The 18,615-nt window shown below is 64.1% G+C and carries 10 protein-coding genes; 3 read left to right on the top strand and 7 right to left on the bottom strand.

The window, feature by feature from the left end; all coding sequences use genetic code 11:
* The first annotated feature begins 34 nt into the window (after positions 1-34).
* From AC1RUS_RS06235 to AC1RUS_RS06225, 3 genes are all read left to right on the top strand, one after another.
* Positions 35-1,789 carry a CocE/NonD family hydrolase gene (locus tag AC1RUS_RS06235; RefSeq protein WP_492914092.1) on the top strand — a complete coding sequence of 585 codons (1,755 nt, stop codon included), beginning with the start codon at positions 35-37 and terminating at the stop codon, positions 1,787-1,789.
* Positions 1,786-2,925 carry a CapA family protein gene (locus tag AC1RUS_RS06230; protein ID WP_492914091.1) on the top strand — a complete coding sequence of 380 codons (1,140 nt, stop codon included), beginning with the start codon at positions 1,786-1,788 and terminating at the stop codon, positions 2,923-2,925. Before AC1RUS_RS06235 ends, AC1RUS_RS06230 begins: the two co-directional genes overlap by 4 nt.
* A gap of 78 nt (positions 2,926-3,003) precedes the next feature.
* Positions 3,004-3,504, top strand: a complete 501-nt coding sequence (locus tag AC1RUS_RS06225; protein ID WP_492914089.1) for a MarR family winged helix-turn-helix transcriptional regulator — start codon at positions 3,004-3,006, stop codon at positions 3,502-3,504.
* Between the two features lie 6 nt (positions 3,505-3,510).
* Here the strand turns inward: AC1RUS_RS06225 and AC1RUS_RS06220 are convergent, their stop codons facing one another.
* From AC1RUS_RS06220 to AC1RUS_RS06190, 7 genes are all read right to left on the bottom strand, one after another.
* Positions 3,511-4,923: a spinster family MFS transporter gene (locus AC1RUS_RS06220; RefSeq protein ID WP_492914087.1), complete on the bottom strand. Its 1,413-nt coding sequence runs from the start codon at positions 4,921-4,923 to the stop codon at positions 3,511-3,513.
* A gap of 116 nt (positions 4,924-5,039) precedes the next feature.
* A complete protein-coding gene (locus tag AC1RUS_RS06215; protein ID WP_492914085.1) occupies positions 5,040-5,510 on the bottom strand; it encodes a MarR family winged helix-turn-helix transcriptional regulator in 471 nt (156 codons plus the stop codon).
* Positions 5,511-5,686: 176 nt separating this feature from the next.
* On the bottom strand, positions 5,687-5,962 hold the full coding sequence (locus tag AC1RUS_RS06210; protein ID WP_492914083.1) for a hypothetical protein: 276 nt from the start codon (positions 5,960-5,962) through the stop codon (positions 5,687-5,689).
* A 324-nt stretch (positions 5,963-6,286) separates the two neighbouring features.
* Complete coding sequence (locus AC1RUS_RS06205) at positions 6,287-7,189, bottom strand: hypothetical protein (RefSeq protein ID WP_492914081.1); 903 nt, start codon at positions 7,187-7,189, stop codon at positions 6,287-6,289.
* A 39-nt stretch (positions 7,190-7,228) separates the two neighbouring features.
* Positions 7,229-7,819 (bottom strand): hypothetical protein, encoded by a 591-nt coding sequence (locus AC1RUS_RS06200; RefSeq protein WP_492914079.1) that lies wholly within the window; start codon positions 7,817-7,819, stop codon positions 7,229-7,231.
* Positions 7,820-7,844: 25 nt separating this feature from the next.
* Positions 7,845-17,321 carry a hypothetical protein gene (locus AC1RUS_RS06195; protein WP_492914077.1) on the bottom strand — a complete coding sequence of 3,159 codons (9,477 nt, stop codon included), beginning with the start codon at positions 17,319-17,321 and terminating at the stop codon, positions 7,845-7,847.
* Positions 17,315-18,565: a hypothetical protein gene (locus tag AC1RUS_RS06190; protein ID WP_492914075.1), complete on the bottom strand. Its 1,251-nt coding sequence runs from the start codon at positions 18,563-18,565 to the stop codon at positions 17,315-17,317. The genes AC1RUS_RS06195 and AC1RUS_RS06190 overlap by 7 nt, the downstream gene beginning before the upstream one ends.
* Positions 18,566-18,615: the final 50 nt, after the last annotated feature.

Below are 18,615 nucleotides of genomic sequence, written 5' to 3'. Positions count from 1 at the left end.
GGGGCGGTTCGCCGTTATTTTTAGTGAGCCCGCCATGACCCGAGCCGCCGCCCTCGCCCTGACAACCCTGCTGGCCGCCACCGCCTTGAGCTCGCCCGCCTTCGCGCAGACTACGCCGGCCGGGTTCGGCGCCTACCAGCCGCAGGACGCCTACGCCCAGCAGGTGGTGACCTCGTTCTACCTGCCCATGCGCGACGGCACGAAGATCGCGGTCTCGCTGCATCGCCCCGCCGTCAACGGCAAGGCGGTCGAGACGCCGCTGCCTGTGATCTGGCACCACACGCTGGACATCGAAGCCGCCGGCGTGCGCGACACCGGCAAGACGTCCGCCGACCGCCAGCCGCTGCCGGAGCTGACCCGCAGCGGCTATGTCGTGGCCGTGGTGGCGCGGCGCGGCAACGGCGCCTCGTTCGGCACGCGGCGCGGCTACGAGGACTTCACCGAGGGCTTCGACGCCTACGAGATCACCGAATGGCTGGCGGCCCAGCCGTGGTCGGACGGTCAGATCGGCATGTACGGCTGCTCCAACACCGGCGAGGCGGTGATGCACGCCATCGTCGCGCGACCGCCTCATCTGAAGGCCGCCTTCGCCGGGTGCTTCGCCTGGGATCGCTATGACGGCCACACTCGCGGCGGGATCATCTCGCAGTACGGCACCGGCCCGACCCGGACGATCGAGGACGACATGAAGGCCACGCCCGTCCAGGGCGACGAGGACCGCGCCCAGCTGCGCCAGGCGGCCGAGGAGCACCTGAAGTCGACCAACCTGCTGGAGCTGATGAAGTCCATGCCCTACCGCGACAGCTGGTCGCCGCTGGTCATGGCCAAGTTCTGGGGCGAGGTCAGCATCGGCGCCTATCTGGACCAGGTGAAGGCCAGCAAAGTGCCGCTCTACATCCAGGGCGGCTGGTACGACGACTTCCGCACCGAGGGCCTGATCGCCCAGGCCAACCTGCCTGGCCAGGCGCGCATCGTCATCGGCCCCTGGCGTCATTGCTTGAACAACGGCTTCGACCTGCGCGCCGAACAGCTGCGGTTCTTCGACCACTATCTGAAGGGCAAGGCCACGGGCATCGAGACCGACAAGCCGATCCACTATTTCACGATCGGCGCGGCCAAGGGCCAGGAGTGGCGGGCGACCGACCAGTGGCCCCGCCCGCAGGAACGCAACCGCCTGTTCCTGGCGCAGGACGAGCTTCGCGCTCGCACAGATAAGAAGGCCCAGGCCTCCAGCGTAACGGCAGACTATGCGCCGACCTGTCCGCCCGATCCGGTCCAGCCCAATATGGGCCCCTTCGTCCAGCCCTGCCATCCGGCGCGGGCCAGCATCGCCTATACCGGTCCCGTCCTGAAGGCGGCCACAGAGCTGACCGGCACGCCGATCGCCGACCTGTGGATCTCGTCGACCGCGCCCGAGCAGCCCGTCTTCGCCTATCTGGAGGACGTTGCGCCCGATGGCGCGGTCACGACCATCAGCGAGGGCCGACAGCGCGCCTCGCTGCGCAAGGTTGTCAGCGCAAAATGGGAAACCATAGGCACGCCGTGGCGGCGTAGCTGGACGGAGGACCACGCGCCGCTGAAGGCCGGCGAGCCGGTGAAGGTGTCGTTCGACCTGCTGGCGGTGTCCTATGTCGTGCCCGCCGGTCACCGGGTGCGCCTGGCGGTGTCGGGATCGGACCCGCGCGAGCGCGCTAGGATCGAAGTTACGCCTGCCCCGACCCTGACGGTGCACACCGGCGGCGACACCCCCTCCAGCGTGGTGCTGCCGTTCATGGCGGCCGGCCAATGAGCCAGCCCTTCAAGCTCTACATGACCGGCGACCTGGTGCTCGACGAGCCCAACGCCAACTTCTTCTTCGACCCGGCGCGAGAGATGCTGCGCGAAGCCGACCTGCTGATCGGCCATGTCGAGGTGCCGCACACCACCCGGGGCACAGAGTCGGTCGGCGATATCCCCGCCCCCGCCAGCGATCCTGAGAACCTGCGCGCCGTCGGGCGAGCCGGGTTCGACATGGTCAGCCTGGCCGGCAATCACATCCACGATCGCGGCGGCGAAGGCATCGCCGACACCGTCGCAAACCTCGCCGAACAGGGTGTGGCCAGCGCCGGGGCCGGCCTGGATCTCGCTCAGGCGCGCCGGCCGGCCGTGGTCGCCAAGCGCGGCCTGCGCGTGGGCCTGCTGAGCTATAATTGCGTGGGCCCCAAGGAGGGCTGGGCGGGTCCCAAACGGGCCGGCTGCGCCTATCTGAAGATCATCACCCACTACGAGCTGGAAAACGCCAATCCCGGCGGTCCGCCCAAGGTCTATACCTTCGCCGATCCCGACACGGTCGAGGCCATGCAGGCCGACATTGCCGCCGTGCGCGCCCAGGTCGACGTGCTGGTGGTCGCCTTCCACAAGGGCGTGGTCCATACGCCCGTCCATATCGCCATGTACGAAAAGGCCGTGTCGAGGGCGGCGATCGAGGCCGGAGCCGACATCATCATCGGCCACCATTCCCACATCCTGCGCGGCGTGGAGATCTGGCGCGGCAAGCCGATCTTCCACGGCCTGGGCAACTTCATCACCGTGACCCGCGCCCTCTCGGTCGAGGGCAACGAAAGCCCCGAGCGTCGCGCCTGGGCCGAGAAGCGCAAGGTGCTATTCGGCTTCGAGCCCGACCCCGACTATCCGCTGTATCCGTTCCACCCCGAGGCCAAGAACGGCATGGTCGCCGCCTGCCATATCGACGCCGATGGCGCGATCAACCCTGGCTTCCGGCCGATCTGGATGCGTCCCACCGGCCAGCCCGAGCCCTTGGGTTCGGATGAACGCGGCCAAGCGGTGGCGGACTATGTGGCGCGCATCAGCCGCCAGGCCGGGCTGAAGACCGACTTCGCCTGGCAGGGCGAGCGCGTCATCTTCTCGGCCGCCGACGGCGCATGACGCGCAGGCCATTGACCCCGGCCGCGCGAATGGACAAGGAAGTTGCTCCGCCCCCGACCAATCGCCTCCTGGAACCCGATGCCGTCGAAACCCGAGCCCATCGCCACCGTCGAGCCTGACGAGCCCCAGGGCGAAATCTCACTCGGGATCCTTGAGGACCTAATCGGTTTCCGCATCCGCCGGATTCAGAACCATCTGTCGCGCTCGTTCAACGCCCTGCTTGACCGCGAGGAGATCCGGCCCGGCGTGTTCTCGGCCCTGGCGCTGATCGCCGCCAATCCGGGCATGTCGCAAAAGACGCTGGCCCGCGAGGTCGGCTTCGACAAGGCCACGATCGTGGCCATTCTCGACAACATGGAACGCCTGGGCTGGACCATGCGGCAGCGGTCCAAGACCGATCGCCGCCGGCACCTGCTGTTCGTCACTGCGGCCGGCCAGACGGCGCTGAAGGATATGAACGGCCTGGCGCGACAAAACGAGGCGGCCATCAACGCGTCCCTCACCGACGCCGAACGGCTCATGCTGCAGAGCCTGCTCGACAAGCTCTACAAGCACTGCTTCGTCGACGTTTCCGAATAGGCGGCCTCAGGCCGCCTGCGGGTCCCGCGCTTTCAGCGACCGGCTGGCCAGCACCAGGAACAGCGCCGCCAGCACGAACCCGAACGACACCACCACCAGCGCCGTCTGCAGGCCAAACGCGGAAGCCTGAGCGCAGGCGCCGGCCAGTTCGGCGGCCGCGCCTTTCGGGGCTCGTCCGCCGGGGCAGGCCGCGTGGAACGCACCCAACGCGGCGGGAAAGGCGCGCGAGGCGACGCTGTCGCTGACCCCGCCGGCCAGCAGCGGTCCGCCCATGCTGCCCACCACCGTCGCGCCGAACATGAACACCGCCGCCCCGGTCGCGCGCATGGTGCCGGGCACGATGTTCTGCACGGCCGCGTACATCGGACCGTTCTTCAGATTGTAGGCCACCGCCGCCGCCAGCAGGAACGGCAGGCCAAGGCTCCAGTTCTGCTGGGTGAAGGCCAGGACGTAGAACAGGCAGGTCAGGATCCCGCCGACCGCCGGCACCAGCACATAGGCGCGACCGCGCGGATCGGACAGCTTGTCGGCCGCGAACCCGCCGATGAAGGTGCCGGCCAGGCCCAGCATGCCGCTGAGGCCGACCACGCCGCCCGCCTCCGCCAGGGTCAGGCCATGGCTGCGCATCATGAACGAGACGGTGAAGACCGTGACGCCGTTATAGGCCAAGCCGATGAAGGCGCCGCCGATCACAACGAGGACGAAGGCCGGGTTGCGCAGCAGCCAGCCGAGGTCGGCGGCGAAGGTCGACTTCGGGCGCGCGGCGGCCTCGGCCTTTACGGCGGCGGTCGCCTCGTCGCGAGGTTCTCGCAAGGTCAGCCACGTGATCAAGGCCAGCAGCAACCCCGGCAGCCCCACCACCAGGAACGCCCTGCGCCATCCCCATTGCTGCGCGACCAGTCCGCCGATGATCGGGGCAAGGATGGTGGCGAAGGACGGCGCGGCGCTGACGATCGACATCACCGTGCCGCGCTGGCGCATGCCGAAATTGTCGGCCAACAAGGAGTGGCTAACCGGCAAGCAGCCACCCTCCCCCATGCCGACGCCGACCCGGCACAGCAGCAGTTGAACGAAGCCCTGGGCGAAGCCGCACAGCGCCGTCATCATCGACCAGGCCGCGACGACCGCAGCCATCAGGCGCGCGCGGTTGGCCCGCTCGGCCAGCCGCGCCACGGGTATGCCGGCGACGGAATAGAAGAGCGCGAAGGCCGGACCGCTGAGCAGCCCCAGCTGCCAATCGCTAAGCCCTAGCTCGCGCTTGATAGGCTCCTGCAGAACATTGAGGACGATGCGATCCAGATAGTTGCATATCGTGATCAGCAGCAGCAGGGCGACGATGTAGATCTGATAGGGCCGCCAGCGTATCGCGGGAGTTGGCGCGATCGTTTGCGCGCCAGGCTCGATGCGGGCCTCAGACATGCGGTTCCTCCAGGCGATCCGTCGCGCCCTGACCAGGCGTCTATAATTGTTTGTATATCAGATCGTTTATTTCGCAAATCATTTGAGAACGGGACACTGTCGCGATCTTGGCGTGATCAGACGTACAGACGCTTCAGCAGCGCGACCAGGGTGTCCAGCTCCTCGGCGGTGAAACGGCGGGCGAAGGCCTGCTCGTGCGCCGTGACCATGGCCTTGACCTCGACCAGCAGCTTCTGTCCGGCTGGCGTCAGATACAGTTCGTGGCGGCGACGATCCACGGCCGAGCGCTTGCGGACGACCAGGTTGCGCGCTTCCAGCTTGTCGATCACCGCCATGGTGGTGGCGCGGTCCATGCGGAGCGCGCCGCCAATGGCGATTTGGGAAGCGCCCGGGTTGGAGCCGATCAGCCACAGCGTGGCCGATTGCTTCTGGGTGAGTTCAACCGCGTTGAGCACCGCGATGACATGCCGGTGCATGGTCCCCTGGGCCTGGCGGACATGAAACCCCAGCACCTGGTCCAGCGTGTCGAAGTCCAGGCCGGGATCAGCGCCCTCCTCGACGGTTGACAGGTCCGCGGAAACTTTCATGGGCGACACGTCCGTATGCGCTAGGCGGGCGACAGAGCTGGCCTGCGCGAACCGAGGCCCAGCATGGACCTCGGTTCGCGCGGAATCGATCTGGCCACGATCGACAACAGTTTATAACACAAACAGTATGAGCTTAAACTTGCGCTCGCGATAACCCTGCCGCGTCGTTGCGCGCCTCACGGCTGAGGCTCTTTCCACGACAATGGGCCGCGTTCTTTCGGCGATGTCGTCGATGAGGCTGTTTTGAAAGCGGCCGATCCTCGTGATCGATGAGGAGTTCGCAGCCTCGCGGCGATCTGATGGACCTCACGCACGAAACGTACGTCCACGCCACCAGCATCGATAAGCGCGAAATCGATGAATCCGTCCCTCAAGTCAGGCATCAGCCCATCTGCATTTTCATGCAGCAAAATGAACGGCTGATAGGGGATGGCGGAGACGGAGTCCGCCAAGATAAAAAATTCCCTCTATTTCTACTATACTTAAATTGTCCGCCCTACGCCCCACACCCCAGTTCCTACCCACGGTCGCCAGCCGCGACATCGCCGTTTCGGCTCTGTTTTTCTCCGGCCGCGGGGTGTCCGCTAGACCAAGACGGTATCAAGGTCGGCGCGAATTGACCCGACACGCACTTGCGATCGGCCCGGCAGGACACGCAGCCGCGGTCGAGCAGGGTCGCAGCCCCTACCCCGCCGATCGCCGCTCCCCGCAAAGCGCGCCAACCGGACACCCTCGACCGAAATGCGGCGCGGATTCCGCAGCGTCCGCGAGGTCGCTTATTGTAGGCAGCGTGTCTGATTGAGATTCTCGGTTAACCGTTTGCGGTACTCCGGCTCCACCGTCGGATTGCCATTGTAGCGAACCGCGCCCTCGAACAGCGCGCTGTAGGCGAGATCTCCGCACTTGAAGAATGGATCGCCGTTGATCCGAAGGATCAGGTAGGGAATGCCAAAAAAGAAGCTCATGGCAGGGCGAAAGTTCGGATCGTCGTGGCCCTTGGCCTTGTCGATGCCCGTCACATCGGCGTCGGCAGGGATACCGGGTTTAGCCTTTGCCGGTAATTCGTGGCTCCAATAGTTCTTCGCGTTGGGCCCGCCCACGAAGCGCTCGAAGGCCGCAGCCTGCTTCGTCAAAGACCGCCACCAAGCATCCGCCGGGTGCCCCATCTGCATGGGGTCGCGGTCCCCGTGATTGGCGGTATCCGACCCGTGTCGCGTTTCGGTCCAAGACACGGCGCGCGTAATACATACCAGTCGAGCCTTCTGGGCCGCGCCCAAGGGCGTAACGTTGGTGCTTCCATAGCGGAAATCCATAAAGCTCGACCAAAATTCGACGGCGTCCTGGGCCAAGGGCTCCAGAGGAGCCCAAAGAGCGGCCTCATTGACGATCAAGCGCTGCGTGAGGATCGCCTCCAGATCCTGCAAAAGCATCCCTCGAACGGTCAGCAAGGTCGTAGATTGCGCCGACGTGGTGCGCGGCTGATCCAGTATTTGATCGGCACGACCGACAGCTTCCAGGATCGAGAATACGTCTTCGGACGCCAGCTTTGCCTCGATAATACCAGATGCGATCTTTGATTTTTCTTCCACTTCTGCCCCCATCCTTGCCCATTGGGTTGCCGATACGCGTACACGCTCGAACGTCGCCCGCCTGCGAAGACGCGCGATCGCGCGCGCCAAATGTCCAACCCGCCCCCCAAACCGACGGCCACATCGGGTTCAGGCCGGTGAGGTTGGAAGAGGCAGTTGCGCCAGGCCTAAGATCACCGCCACGGCCAGCAGGGCGATGCCCAAGATCAGGATCACGGGTGCGCTCAAGATCGCGGCTTCGGACAAGTCGAACATGCGATCCCGGGCAGCGGTTTCCGCTCGGCTCAGGGGGCGATGATAGGCCCGCAGGACGTAGTACATGACGTCGCAGGAGACGTACCTATGCAGCAACGCCGCCGACGCCGCACACACGCAGCACATTAAGCCGCAGCCCAGCACAACAACGGCGGGACCTCGGGTTAGAGACCTGCCAAGTTGCTCGGCCAGGCCTCTCTCGGCCGCCAGAAAAATGCCCATAGCGCCGATCGCAAGCAGACCGATCCGCGCGATTTCGGCCGAGAAGGCTTGATAACGATCCAAGAGTTCGAAGTGGTGCTTGTAGTCCGCTTCCGTGAGCGGTGTCCGATCGGTCGCCGCCCCACGATGGCGTTTCTTTTCGGGACGAGCCGTTTCGAACCCGTCTGGTCGCGGACCCTCATCGCCGTTCATGGCATTGCACCTTTCTCCATCGCGCTCGGCGACACCGTCCTTGGACTGCATTGAAAGCTTACGGGCGCGCTCCAACTCACCCCAGGGGGATGACGATCCGGGAGATCTCCAACATCGGCTGATGCTTGTCCGTCCGCACCACGACGGACAAAATCAACTGAGCGTCGGCCGGGGCGCCTAGAGGTTCGTTCTGCAGCATTTGCGTCAGCGCGTTCGCAAGCCGCTGCGCCGTCGCAGCGACATCGGCCTCCCCCATCTCGACAACCAACTGCACCTTGGGGTCAGGTTCGGGGAAGAACGGAGAGGAGCCCGAGGCACCCTCCGTCGCTTGCGAAAGGCGCACCGATTCAACGCCGAGGCGCAGCTGAACTGGAAGCGGTTGCTGCGCTCCCAGCATGATCGGCTTGAGCGCATTCGTGAGCCGCTCGACCAGGCTGGCTTTGGCCGCAGTGGCAAGTTTTATCGGGCGCGTCTCCTTGAGGTGGGGCACCCGCGGCTCTTGCAAATAGATTTCTGCCGTACGGTAGATGAAATTGGAGTTGACCGGCAAACCCGCCAGCATCGCATTACGTCGGATCGAAGCTGCGGGCCAAATGCTCTGCAGTTTGATCGTGTCCATGGCTCCGAGCTTGAGCGTCAACGAAGGTGCCTTCGGCATTTTCTCCGTAAAGGCGAAGGTCTTACGCAACGTCACTGGATCGACGGCGCCGCTCTTTGCCTGTGCGCCGGGGAAAGCGATCTCCACCGTCGGCGCGCCTGCCCCCGCATGAGGCGCCAGCGGCTTTTCGTCCTGCACGGGAACATTGAGTTCCGGAGGTGGGAGGTGATCGACAAAGAAGATCGAGGTTTCGGTGCTGTTCGCGCCGGCCGGAAGTTGAGACCAGCTTACGATGAATCGATCTTCCAGAGCGGGCGGGCTTACGCGATTGACGCCGACCTGGTCGAGCGTGTCCGCCACCGCCTCGACCAGGTCGGCGAAGAGATCGCAAGCCTTGGGGAATTGAGGATCGGGAGAACCCGTCAGCATCGTACTGATGCGCCCCCACAGCCCCGGACGTTCCAGCTCCCCTGGTTGCGGCGCCATAGCCGCGTCGAACGCCAGCAGGCTTGGTAGGAGCATATCGAACAGAGGGGCGGCCGGCGTTTGGGTCGGCGGCAACGTGTCCGATCCGACGCCGGCATTATAGACGAAACGACAGCAGGCTTGGTCGTTCTCTACAAGCCCGACCAGGTCCAGACCGTAGTTCCAGCTACGCGCCTGTTTGATCGCGGCGGGATAGTCCGCAGGCAGGCTCTTGGCCACGGGTGTAATCTCAGGAGTGGTGATACCCAGAGCCTTGGGCAGACGCCTCACCGGCGCGGGCGCTATTACTTGATTACCCCGCGAGATGTCGATCGTCGGCAGCTTGGCCGAGGCAGCAATCGGCACGATGCTGAGCCAGCGTGACGGCGCGGGAGGCGGCGCGATCCGCGAAGAACCGCCGGATGCCGTGCGCGTATCCACTTCACGTTCGACGTGGGTAATCTCGTACGACACGCGGTCGGTGAGATCGATCTGTCCGCTTGCTCCTCCCGCCGCGTCGGCCGGCGGCAACAGTGCGAAGGCAAGCGTCGTCGAGCCCGCCATCAGCGGCACGCCGTGATCCAAGGATCTGATCGCACTCGGGGCCTTCGGGCCGGCGGCTTCCGTTCCAAAACGCATGCGACCGTAGAGCTTCGGAGCGAGCTGATCGTCCTCGCCTTCGGCACCGAACCAACCCGTCGGCGCGCTAGAGTCATAAACCAAAGGCTGAACCGCTACGCTCGCCACTTCGTGGAACCGGGTCAGCTTGGCCGCGCAGGCGTCGCGCAGTATTCGGGTCGCGGCCTGTTTGGCGCTACTCCCCGCCTTCACGTCCTTGACGAAGATCGGTGAGACATGGCGCAGCAGTTGGGTCGTGCTTTGCGCGCTCAGCATCGCGTGCTTGGCCCCCATCACCCGGGCGAAGGCGCCGTCCTTGCCGCCCACGCCAGGCAGCCGAGCGATCGTCACCGCCAGCGGCGGCGCAAGGAAAGCTTCGACCTTCTCCAGGAACGCGGCCATCAGGGCGTCGGTGTCCAGGTCGTGGCCGCTTCTGCGGGGAGGAGGCTCGGAGATCGAGCCGTCGTCACGCAGATCCGGATAGGCGACCTCGGCAACACTCATCGGCGCGCGCGCGAGCGGAGGCTGCGCGTATGCGATGGGCTCTCCCGTGGCCTTGGGGAACAGACGCTCGTCGACCAACCACCAACTGTTGCCGCCGGCGTCGTTGGTTCCAAGCGCGGCCCAATGCTTAATGAACGTCGCTCTCATGTCGGTCGCGATCAGCATCGCCTCACGATCGTCGGCGGGATCTTCGGCCTTCGCCTTGCGACGACGCAGAGCGATCGGGCTCGTCATCGCGCTCACGTCCCCGCTCGCGTCACGATCGCAAAACGCCGTCGCGCGTTGCATATCGAGCGCGAGGTCGAGCATTCGATGCGGACTGACTTCGTCGATCTTGATGGGCAGCTCGATCTCGAGGGGGGCGGAAGCCGCGCCACCATGGACCAAGCGGAGCCACTCCGCGATCTTCCCGCTGAGCTTGGCGGGCGCGGTCACCGCGCCAAGGCTCGAGCGCAACGACAAGGTCACGCCCGGTCCTTCAAGCTGATGGATGACTTGCAGGAGTTTGCGCTTTCCGTCTTGTAGCGCGTCTGCGGCGGCGCTGCCGGCGTCGAGCGCGGCGAACGCCAGCTTGAGCGTCTTGGCGCGGTCGCCCGCACTAAACCAGGCGCTCACACCCGGCCAAGCCGATACCGGGATAATCGCATCTTGGTAGCGAAGATCGACGATCGCCTCGCCGGAAATTTTGCCGTGACGATTTCCGTAGACGTCACGCCACCCAAAGACGACGCGATAGCTTTTGCCATCGATCGCGGCATAGGGATTCTCCGGATCCTTGGCGTCCGCAAAGCGCCAGATTGGGACGAGTAGATCGTAGCGCAGCAACTCGGTGGTGATGCGACCTTGCGGGAGCGTGGCGAGCAGGTCCTCCTTCTGCTCAGCCGTCGCCTCGGTCGGAATGGCTTCTTCCGACGCGATCGGCAGCGACCTGTCGATGTCGAGCAGCGACTTGCCGTCGCGCTCCACGCCGAACTCCAGCATGTCGAGCTGGTGCTCCAAGTGCGCCGCACATTCCATCGGGCTTGGCGGATCCGATGGATTGACGGTACCGGGCCGGTCACGCCACACGCGCAACAACACCGATCCTGGCTCGCGAACCAGCGCGGTCTCGAAGAACTCGGGAAGAGCGAGTGGATCGGCGCTCGACGCGGCGCGAACCGCAAGCCGCCGCGGTGCGCCACCGTCGCTCTGGTCGAGCAGTCGCGCGTCCGCCCCCTTCATCAAGATCCCGTTCACCGCGCCGGGCGGTAGGAGTGCCGTCGCGGCGAACACGACCACGACGCTGAGCTTGGAGCCTTGGGTTTGAGTGAGTTTTTTGTAGAGCGCGCCATTGCGCGGCAGAAGCAGATAGGTTCCGCCGGAGTTGACGATCGCCGCGCGTTGCAACAGCCCCAGGAAGCTGACCGGATCCTGCGCCCCCGCCAGAAACACCGTGTCGTCGTCGAGCGACGGTGGGAGGGCTTTGGCGAAAGCCGGCGCGGGACGACGCTCGATCGAAACGGTCGAGCGGGCGAGCAGAAGGTCCGGCTGCAAGGCCTCGATGAGATCGACGCGTCCCGCTGGATCGCGTACGCCCAGGTAAATCGTTGCGCCCTTCAGGCGCGCCGCCGGGTCGCCGCCGCCGAGCTTGCTGAGCAGCGCATCGAGAGGGCGCCGCTCGGCTTCGCTGGTGCCCGAGATCTGCAGGCAATCGAGCACCGGCGTGCCGGCCGACGCGCCGATATCGCGCGAGCGCTGCACCGTATCGACCATCATCTCGAAATGCAGCGCCTGCAGCGGCGCCGTCATCGGTTGTTCCTCGACGACTTTTTCGCCGGACTTGGTATCCATGTGCCGGGCGCGATACTCAAGCGGCGGCAACAGCCCCGACTTGGTCAGCAGCAGTCGACCACAAAGATCCGCGCTGAACGGATTGAGCAGGCCAAGCTCTTGCCCAGTATCAAGCAAGCGCAGCTTGTCAGAGGGAGGCTGGAGGAAACTGCGCCTGATCGTCTTTCGCGCGGGCGGCTGCACAATGGTCGACTTGATCACGGGATCTGCGTCGGCCATGCGCGTCGCGTTCGCGCCGATGACGGTCATGGTGCTAGTGCCGGGAGCAAGCCAAGTTGCGCCCGAGAGCCCGGCGATCCGAAAAACCTCGTCGCCCTTCGCCGCTTCGATCAAGAGGCCGGCGCGGCCGTACAGAGGAACCGTGCCCGATGTCGCCGGGATCCGAACCCCGCCCAGCGCGGTCCGTCCCGTGCGCGCCGCCGCGATCCGCCATTTTAAGCCGGCGAGCAGCCTCGACAGCGGAACGCTCGGCTCGTTGGGAGCCCAGTCGGCCATCAGCGTCTCGAGCGTGGTCAAGGCGAAGAGTTCGCACCAGCCTCGGAAGAGATGCTCGACCATCGGTCGATCCGGCGCCGCGACTGCCCGCGCGGCCTTGGGCTCGCTCTGCTGCTGGGCGAACTGGCGCGCGAGCGTATCGCTGATCGTACCGATATCGCTGTCGGAGATCAGCCCGATCTTGGCGAAATCATATTGGCGCGCTCCGAGCACGAGCTTTAGCCCCGGCGGCAACGGAAATGCGAAAGCCGGGGTGTTGTTCGGGGCGGGCTCGTCTTCTTTGCCCCCCCTTGCGGGCGTGCCGAACGCGACATCGATCGTCGAGCCGGCGAAGAGGCCAGCAAAGAACTGGTCGAGCATCGCGTCCGGCAGCGTATCGAAATCGCGTAGCTTTTCCTGAATGTCGCCGACAAACAGATCGGTTTTCGGATCGCCGGCCAGCGGCTCGGTGCGACGCAGCGTTACGGTGGCGGGATCTTTGCCGCAAAGCTCCACCGCCCAATTCATCAACGCGCGGCCAAGCGTAAGGTAGGGATTGCGCGTTTCGAAGTCGGAAGTGTCCTCCATGACGAACGCTGTGGGGATCAGCACGGCTTTGGGCGGACCGCCGTCGATAGAACGGCTGATGTCCACCAGCAGCTTGAGGGCGAACGGAGCGGGCGCGCCGCGCGAGGTCGGCAGGCTCCAGCCGGTTTTCATCTGCCGCTTGAGAGCCAACGTCGACGGGAAGCGCGCGGGCAAAGTCCATTCGTAACGAAGCTGGGTGGAATATCCGACGTGAACCGTGATCTTGAACGTCTTGCCAAAGACGCGAACCTTACCGATCACGATTTCCAGAGAAATTTCGATACCGACGACGCCGTGCAGCAGGATCGGTTGCTCGGTCTCGAGCGTCACGCCGACCGCCAACCACGCGCGGGCGAGCACGCGGGCTTGGACAAGCTTGAGGTCCACGCGTCCTTCGATTTCGAGGATGATCCCTACTTCGCCCTGTAGCCAGACGTAGTAGCCGCGATCCGCGAGCATCGCCGTTCCGGCGCTCGAAGCCTGCAGCGCCTGAGAGGCGCCGGGGTCTTGCTTCGCACGGGCGATCAACCCCTCGAAACGCCCGAACACCGATACGCTCAGGGAAGCGCGGAGCGGCCCCTTCTCGACTTCGCGACCAAGGCCGATGCGTAGCGCGAAGCCAACGCGGAAGGCTCGCCCCGTCGGATAGGCCGGTATGCTGGGCATCGCCTCGCGCGGTACGCAGCCGATGTAGAAGCCGCCCTTGCCGATAAACGGCCCGCCCTGCACCACAAAGGAACGCGTGTAGTCAAACTCCTCGGGAAAGCCCAAGTCGATCAAGAATCCGCCGTCGGTGTAGAGCTCGAGGCGGATGAGCCCGATCGTCAGTGCAACCGCGCCAAAATCGAAGTTGCGCATCTCGGCGGGCAACATGATTTCGGCGGCATAGCGCCCGACGCCGTCGGCCAGTTTTTGATAGAGAAGATCGACTGCAAGCGAATCCTGACCCAGTAGCTTAAAGTAAACCCCGTAGAGATCGGGATCTCTCAGCAACAATTGAATTTCGGCGATCTCGAAAAAGCTGCCCGCCATCGCCGCGAACCACTCGCGATCAGGGGCATAGTTTAGGGGGCTATCGGGCTTGGCGGCAAAATCGATGAAATCCTTGTCGGTTTGAAACTGCTGCTGCGCGTCCAGCCATTCGATCGTGTCGCTCACCGTCGTCGGTTCGTCGACCGCGCCGAGCTTCATGGCGATCCGCTGGCCAAGCGCTAGACTGCGCACGGCGATCGGCGGCTGAGGAGCGTCGTCCTTTAGCCGCATGTACCAACCAAGCTTCTCGGCGCCAGGGAAGCCGCCCTTGATCGGGCCGAAAAGATAGAAATCGAACCGCGTCGATTTCGACGACGGCACGTCGATCGAAAAGAGTTTCAGCCGAGCATTGGAGGCCGCCATAATAATGACGTCCTGACCGCCGGACTTGGCGCTCGACAGCCGGAAGTGCTCCGCGGTCAACCGCATGATGCCCTGGATACCGAAATCGAGGGCCCCGCCCCCTTCGCCTGCATCGATCCGGAATCCGAAGGCGACTTTCGGCAGCTTGTCCTTTCCCGGCGTCCAACCGATCAGGAGGTTGAGCTTGAACCGCTCGAACTTCTTGGCGAGCGATCCTAACGACCCCAAGTCGACGTCAAAGTCGAAGGCGAGCTTGAAGTTCGGAACCAGCTCTATGCTCGGTAAACCCGAGAAGTCGAAATAACCCAAGTCCGGCAGCTTGAACTCACCGAACCTGAAGCCCCGCACTTTAATAGGCAGCTTCGAAAGAAAGGAGCCCGATCTCGGCTTATTCCCCGGACCACGCCGATTGAACGCACCAAAATCAAACCGGAGATTTGGATAATCTAAAGAAAGAACGAAATTCTTGATTTTATCGAACCGAACGGCCAAATCGGTAAAATCTAGCTCCTCAATACCCAGGAGGTCGAAATTCCCCCCGATAGTATTGAACGAAACCGAGCCATCTATAAGCAATTTACCTGATTTACGCCCTTCAGTGACAAGAGAAATACGTCGAACCGAAAACGATTTTAGGAAATTGTCGTCGTCAAATTTAAACGTGGCATCGGTTTCGACCGAGAAACTATAACTTTCTCGCCGCTCCCCATCTTCAGTAACGCGTGAATCGTATCGACCAAGCAAGGTAATGGGCTTTGCCGCCTTTACGGTCGTATCGAGAAAATCACCGACACTGATCTGTATCTGGCAGGTGAAATCCCTTACCGCATCGTTGTCGACCAAAAGCTTCAACTTAGTCAGTCGCAACTGAAAACTTGTTTTGTCCTCCGGCAGGAAGGAGCCGTCCGACTTCTCGAAATCGATAAGACCGAACACCGCCGTTTTCGAACGGTCGGTGCCGCCAGGGCGAATGGCGGTCAGGTCGATCCCGACATGGTTCACCGCGAGCGCCCCGTCGAGCAGCGCCTCCAGCGCGCCGAGTTGAGGCGGCAATGCGCTTAGATCGAGATCGAGAAGCAGCAAGCCGCTCCAGTTGGGATCGGTCAGCCGGTCGCGCGTCGGCCGATAGAGCGGATCGGTTTTCGCCTTGGTCACGATCCCGGCGATCAGTTGGCGCACGGTCTGTCGCTGACCGACATCGAGGGCCAGCCCTCCGATCGGATTACTCCATTGACCCGCGTCCTCCGCCAAGGCGCTGACCGGACGGTTGTCGTGCTTTAGAATAACCCACGGATCTCGTCCCGATCGGTCGTGCGGCGTCCATCCCACCCGCCAATTGGCCATGTAGATGCGCTCAAGCATCGTCGGCTCGAAGTAGTTGATCAGCTTGCTGAGCTTGGTGACGACGAACAGTCGGTTGTGCGCGAGAAGATTGGCGAGGATTTCGGCGCTCTGCGGATTGCCGGGCACAGGGCGCAGCCCGAAATCCGGCAACTCGGTCGCGGCGGCCGTGTCCGCCTGATAGGCAGACGTGCGTCCGAAAGTGATTTCGGCGAACGCGCCGGGTTCTGCGGCGCGAGACACCCAGTACCCCTGGGGCGTACGCAACTGGTCTTGCGCCCCGGCGGTCGAAGGCGATTTTGCAACGATCAAGCGCTTGGGAAGCGCCTGCCGCCGCCGCGCCCGCGACAGATACTCGCGCTCGATATCGAAGCCCGCAGCCTGCCTGACACCGAGTATCGGCACCCACGGAAGCGGTTCGGGCGCCAAGCCGGTCCGGCTCGGGTCAAACTGCATCAAACCGCCGGCGACGGGCGCGTAAGCCTGCATGCCTTCCGCATCGAGCGCCAGCTGCAAGGCATGAGGCGCCTTGCCCGCGTTGACCACGTTCAACCAAGAGGTTTCACATAGCCCGCCCAAGCCATCGAGCGGTAGCGGATCGCCCGTCGATGCGCCCCCTGAAAGCTTCGCTCCCTTGTCGTCCACAACGAGAGCTTCTCGGGCGGTAAAGTTCAAAAGATCTCCGGACGCGCCGACGCGCACCGCCACCGACTCAAGGTTGGAGACACCGAGACCCAACCGGACAGCGTCGATGCCGGTTTGATCGACGTGCAGCTCGAAATCGCCCTGTGGCGCGAAATGGTGCTCGAGCGCTCGCAGCACCGGCGGGCCGGAGCCGCCGACCAATTGCGCGGGAGAACGCAGCAGAGCGAGCGCCCCACCGCCGGGCGCCGCCTTCAGGAAAAGTCGCTGCCCGTGGACCGCGTGGAGATGTACCGGCAACTCGGAGGTTGGCAATTGCAGGCGCGACCGCGCGCCCTCGCCGAGCTTGTTGTACGGATCGCCGAGATCGAAATGGAAGTCGAACCGCTCGCGCATACCCGGGGCGAAGTCGAACAAGGGGTAGGTGAAGCGGTCGAGGACCGTGGTCGACTTGGCCTTGAAATAGGTGGGGCCCACGCCCAGCAGGTCCAACAGACTTGCATCGAGCATCGCCGGGATTTGCCACAGCCCGCGATCGTCGCCGGTGATCGCCAATCGCACATATTGCGCAGCCGAGGGGGGCGAGACGAAGACGCCGTTGCCCACCGTCAGCCCCGGCTTGTCCGCCATGTCCTGAAACTTCATCCGTAGGCCACGGCGGTCTGTTTCAGCGGATAGAACGCAGTTGCTGAGCGCGATCGCCCATTTGTCGTTGCCCGTCGGCGGCGTGAAGCCGCCGCCCGTGCTGGCGGCTCTCTGCCCGATCCACAGTCTTGTGTTGACGATCGGCGCGCCCAGCTGAGCGGCCCTTACCAGCTGGTTGGTAGGGATCGTTCCGCCGCGCGTCAGGATCGCGACCCGCGCATCTTTCGAGGCGTTGGCGGTGTCCAGCAACTTTCGCGCGCCCGCGGCGAACGCCGCCCAATCGGCGAGCTCCGGATATATGACGAAGCAGCCCTGCTCGATTTTGCTGATCGGATCGATCTCATCGTCCGCGATCGCCGTTCGCCCCACGAACGCCACCCGCGCCCTACCGGGGTCCGCGTGATAGACGGGCTCAAGGTAGATTTGGCCGGTCAGGCGGCGGAACATCACCATGTGATGCGATCTCCGGGCTGAAGCACCATGGAGCCGGGATCGGCAGGCAGCACGACCGTGACGCGACGACCGTCGAACCACCTCCGTAGCTTAAGTTTTTCGTAGCTACGTCGCGTGCGGTCCTGGGCGATCGCATCGTTCCGCAGAGGGGAGCGGCCCGTAAGGTAGGATCCGGCGAAGTCCAGAGCGACCATGCCAGCTATGCCCGCCAGTGTGGTCCCCACCGGCACGTCTATTGTCGTGCCGTTCAGCGAGATGGTGAGGTCGACTCGGTAGACGCCACGCTCGCCGAAGCGGACACAACGCAAATCCTGGGCGCCTTCGCCGCAGATCTCGGCGATCCGCCCGTCGACCTGGGTAGCGGCCATTATGCCGGCGATCATCGGAAACACCTTTGCGCCTCCGGTGGACGGAGCCACACGAATGTCCGCATCGGAGTCGACGATCATCAGCAGGGAATAGTAACCGGCCTCCGGCCGTTGTCCGGGCACGGTGGGCATGTTTATGGGTTGAACGACGACAAAGCCGCGCCTCTCCCAATCGGGATAGGAGATCTCGGGCCAGCTCTGGACGGTCCTGACGGCGTCCTTCGCGTTCTGTCCGTCCGATGAAATGAGGGGCGCGGTGAACCGGCTGACGATGGGATCGAGCACGGGCCCCTTAGGGCCGTCAGCGAGCCTGGCGCAACTCTCGCCTGCGAAGGCGTAGCTGGTGGAGCCGTCGCCACTCTGCACCACGTCGCTGACGCAGATCCGCATCCCCGGTCGAAGCACGATCACGCGGGCGGCGTCATCGCCTTCCCCCGTGCCGAACCAAGCTTCGATCGCACTCTCCATGGCGAGCGGTCGCTGCGCCACGAGATTGCGCAACAGCATCGCCCGATCCTCGCTTTGCAGCGTACAGCCCGCCGGCTGCGCGTCGGCCCAAACATTGAAGAAGCCGGCCAGAACATTCGCCGACTGAAAGCTGGTCTTGGGCCCGTAGAAGCGGATCGCCGGCTTGATACGATGATCCGCCTGGAGGACGACCCTTCGGGCCGACAAGGTTTGGGTGCCGACCGGGCGCGGGCAATGGCTCTTCTTCGATAAAGGGGCAGGGATATCGATCGTCGTCTGGCCGTCGCCACCGGTGCGCGTATAGGGCTGATAGATGATCCCGCCTTCCACTCGATAGGCGCCCGGCGTCGCGCAACCCGCCAAAAGCATTGACGTCGCCACGATCAACAAGCCGACCCGTCGCATCACGCATTGCCTCCGCGAAAATCGAGCAAGGGATGGTCGCTCTCGTTCTGGCC

Source organism: Caulobacter sp. GW821-FHT10F06 (genome assembly GCF_058809215.1).
This window is presented reverse-complemented; position numbering and strand designations above follow the sequence as displayed.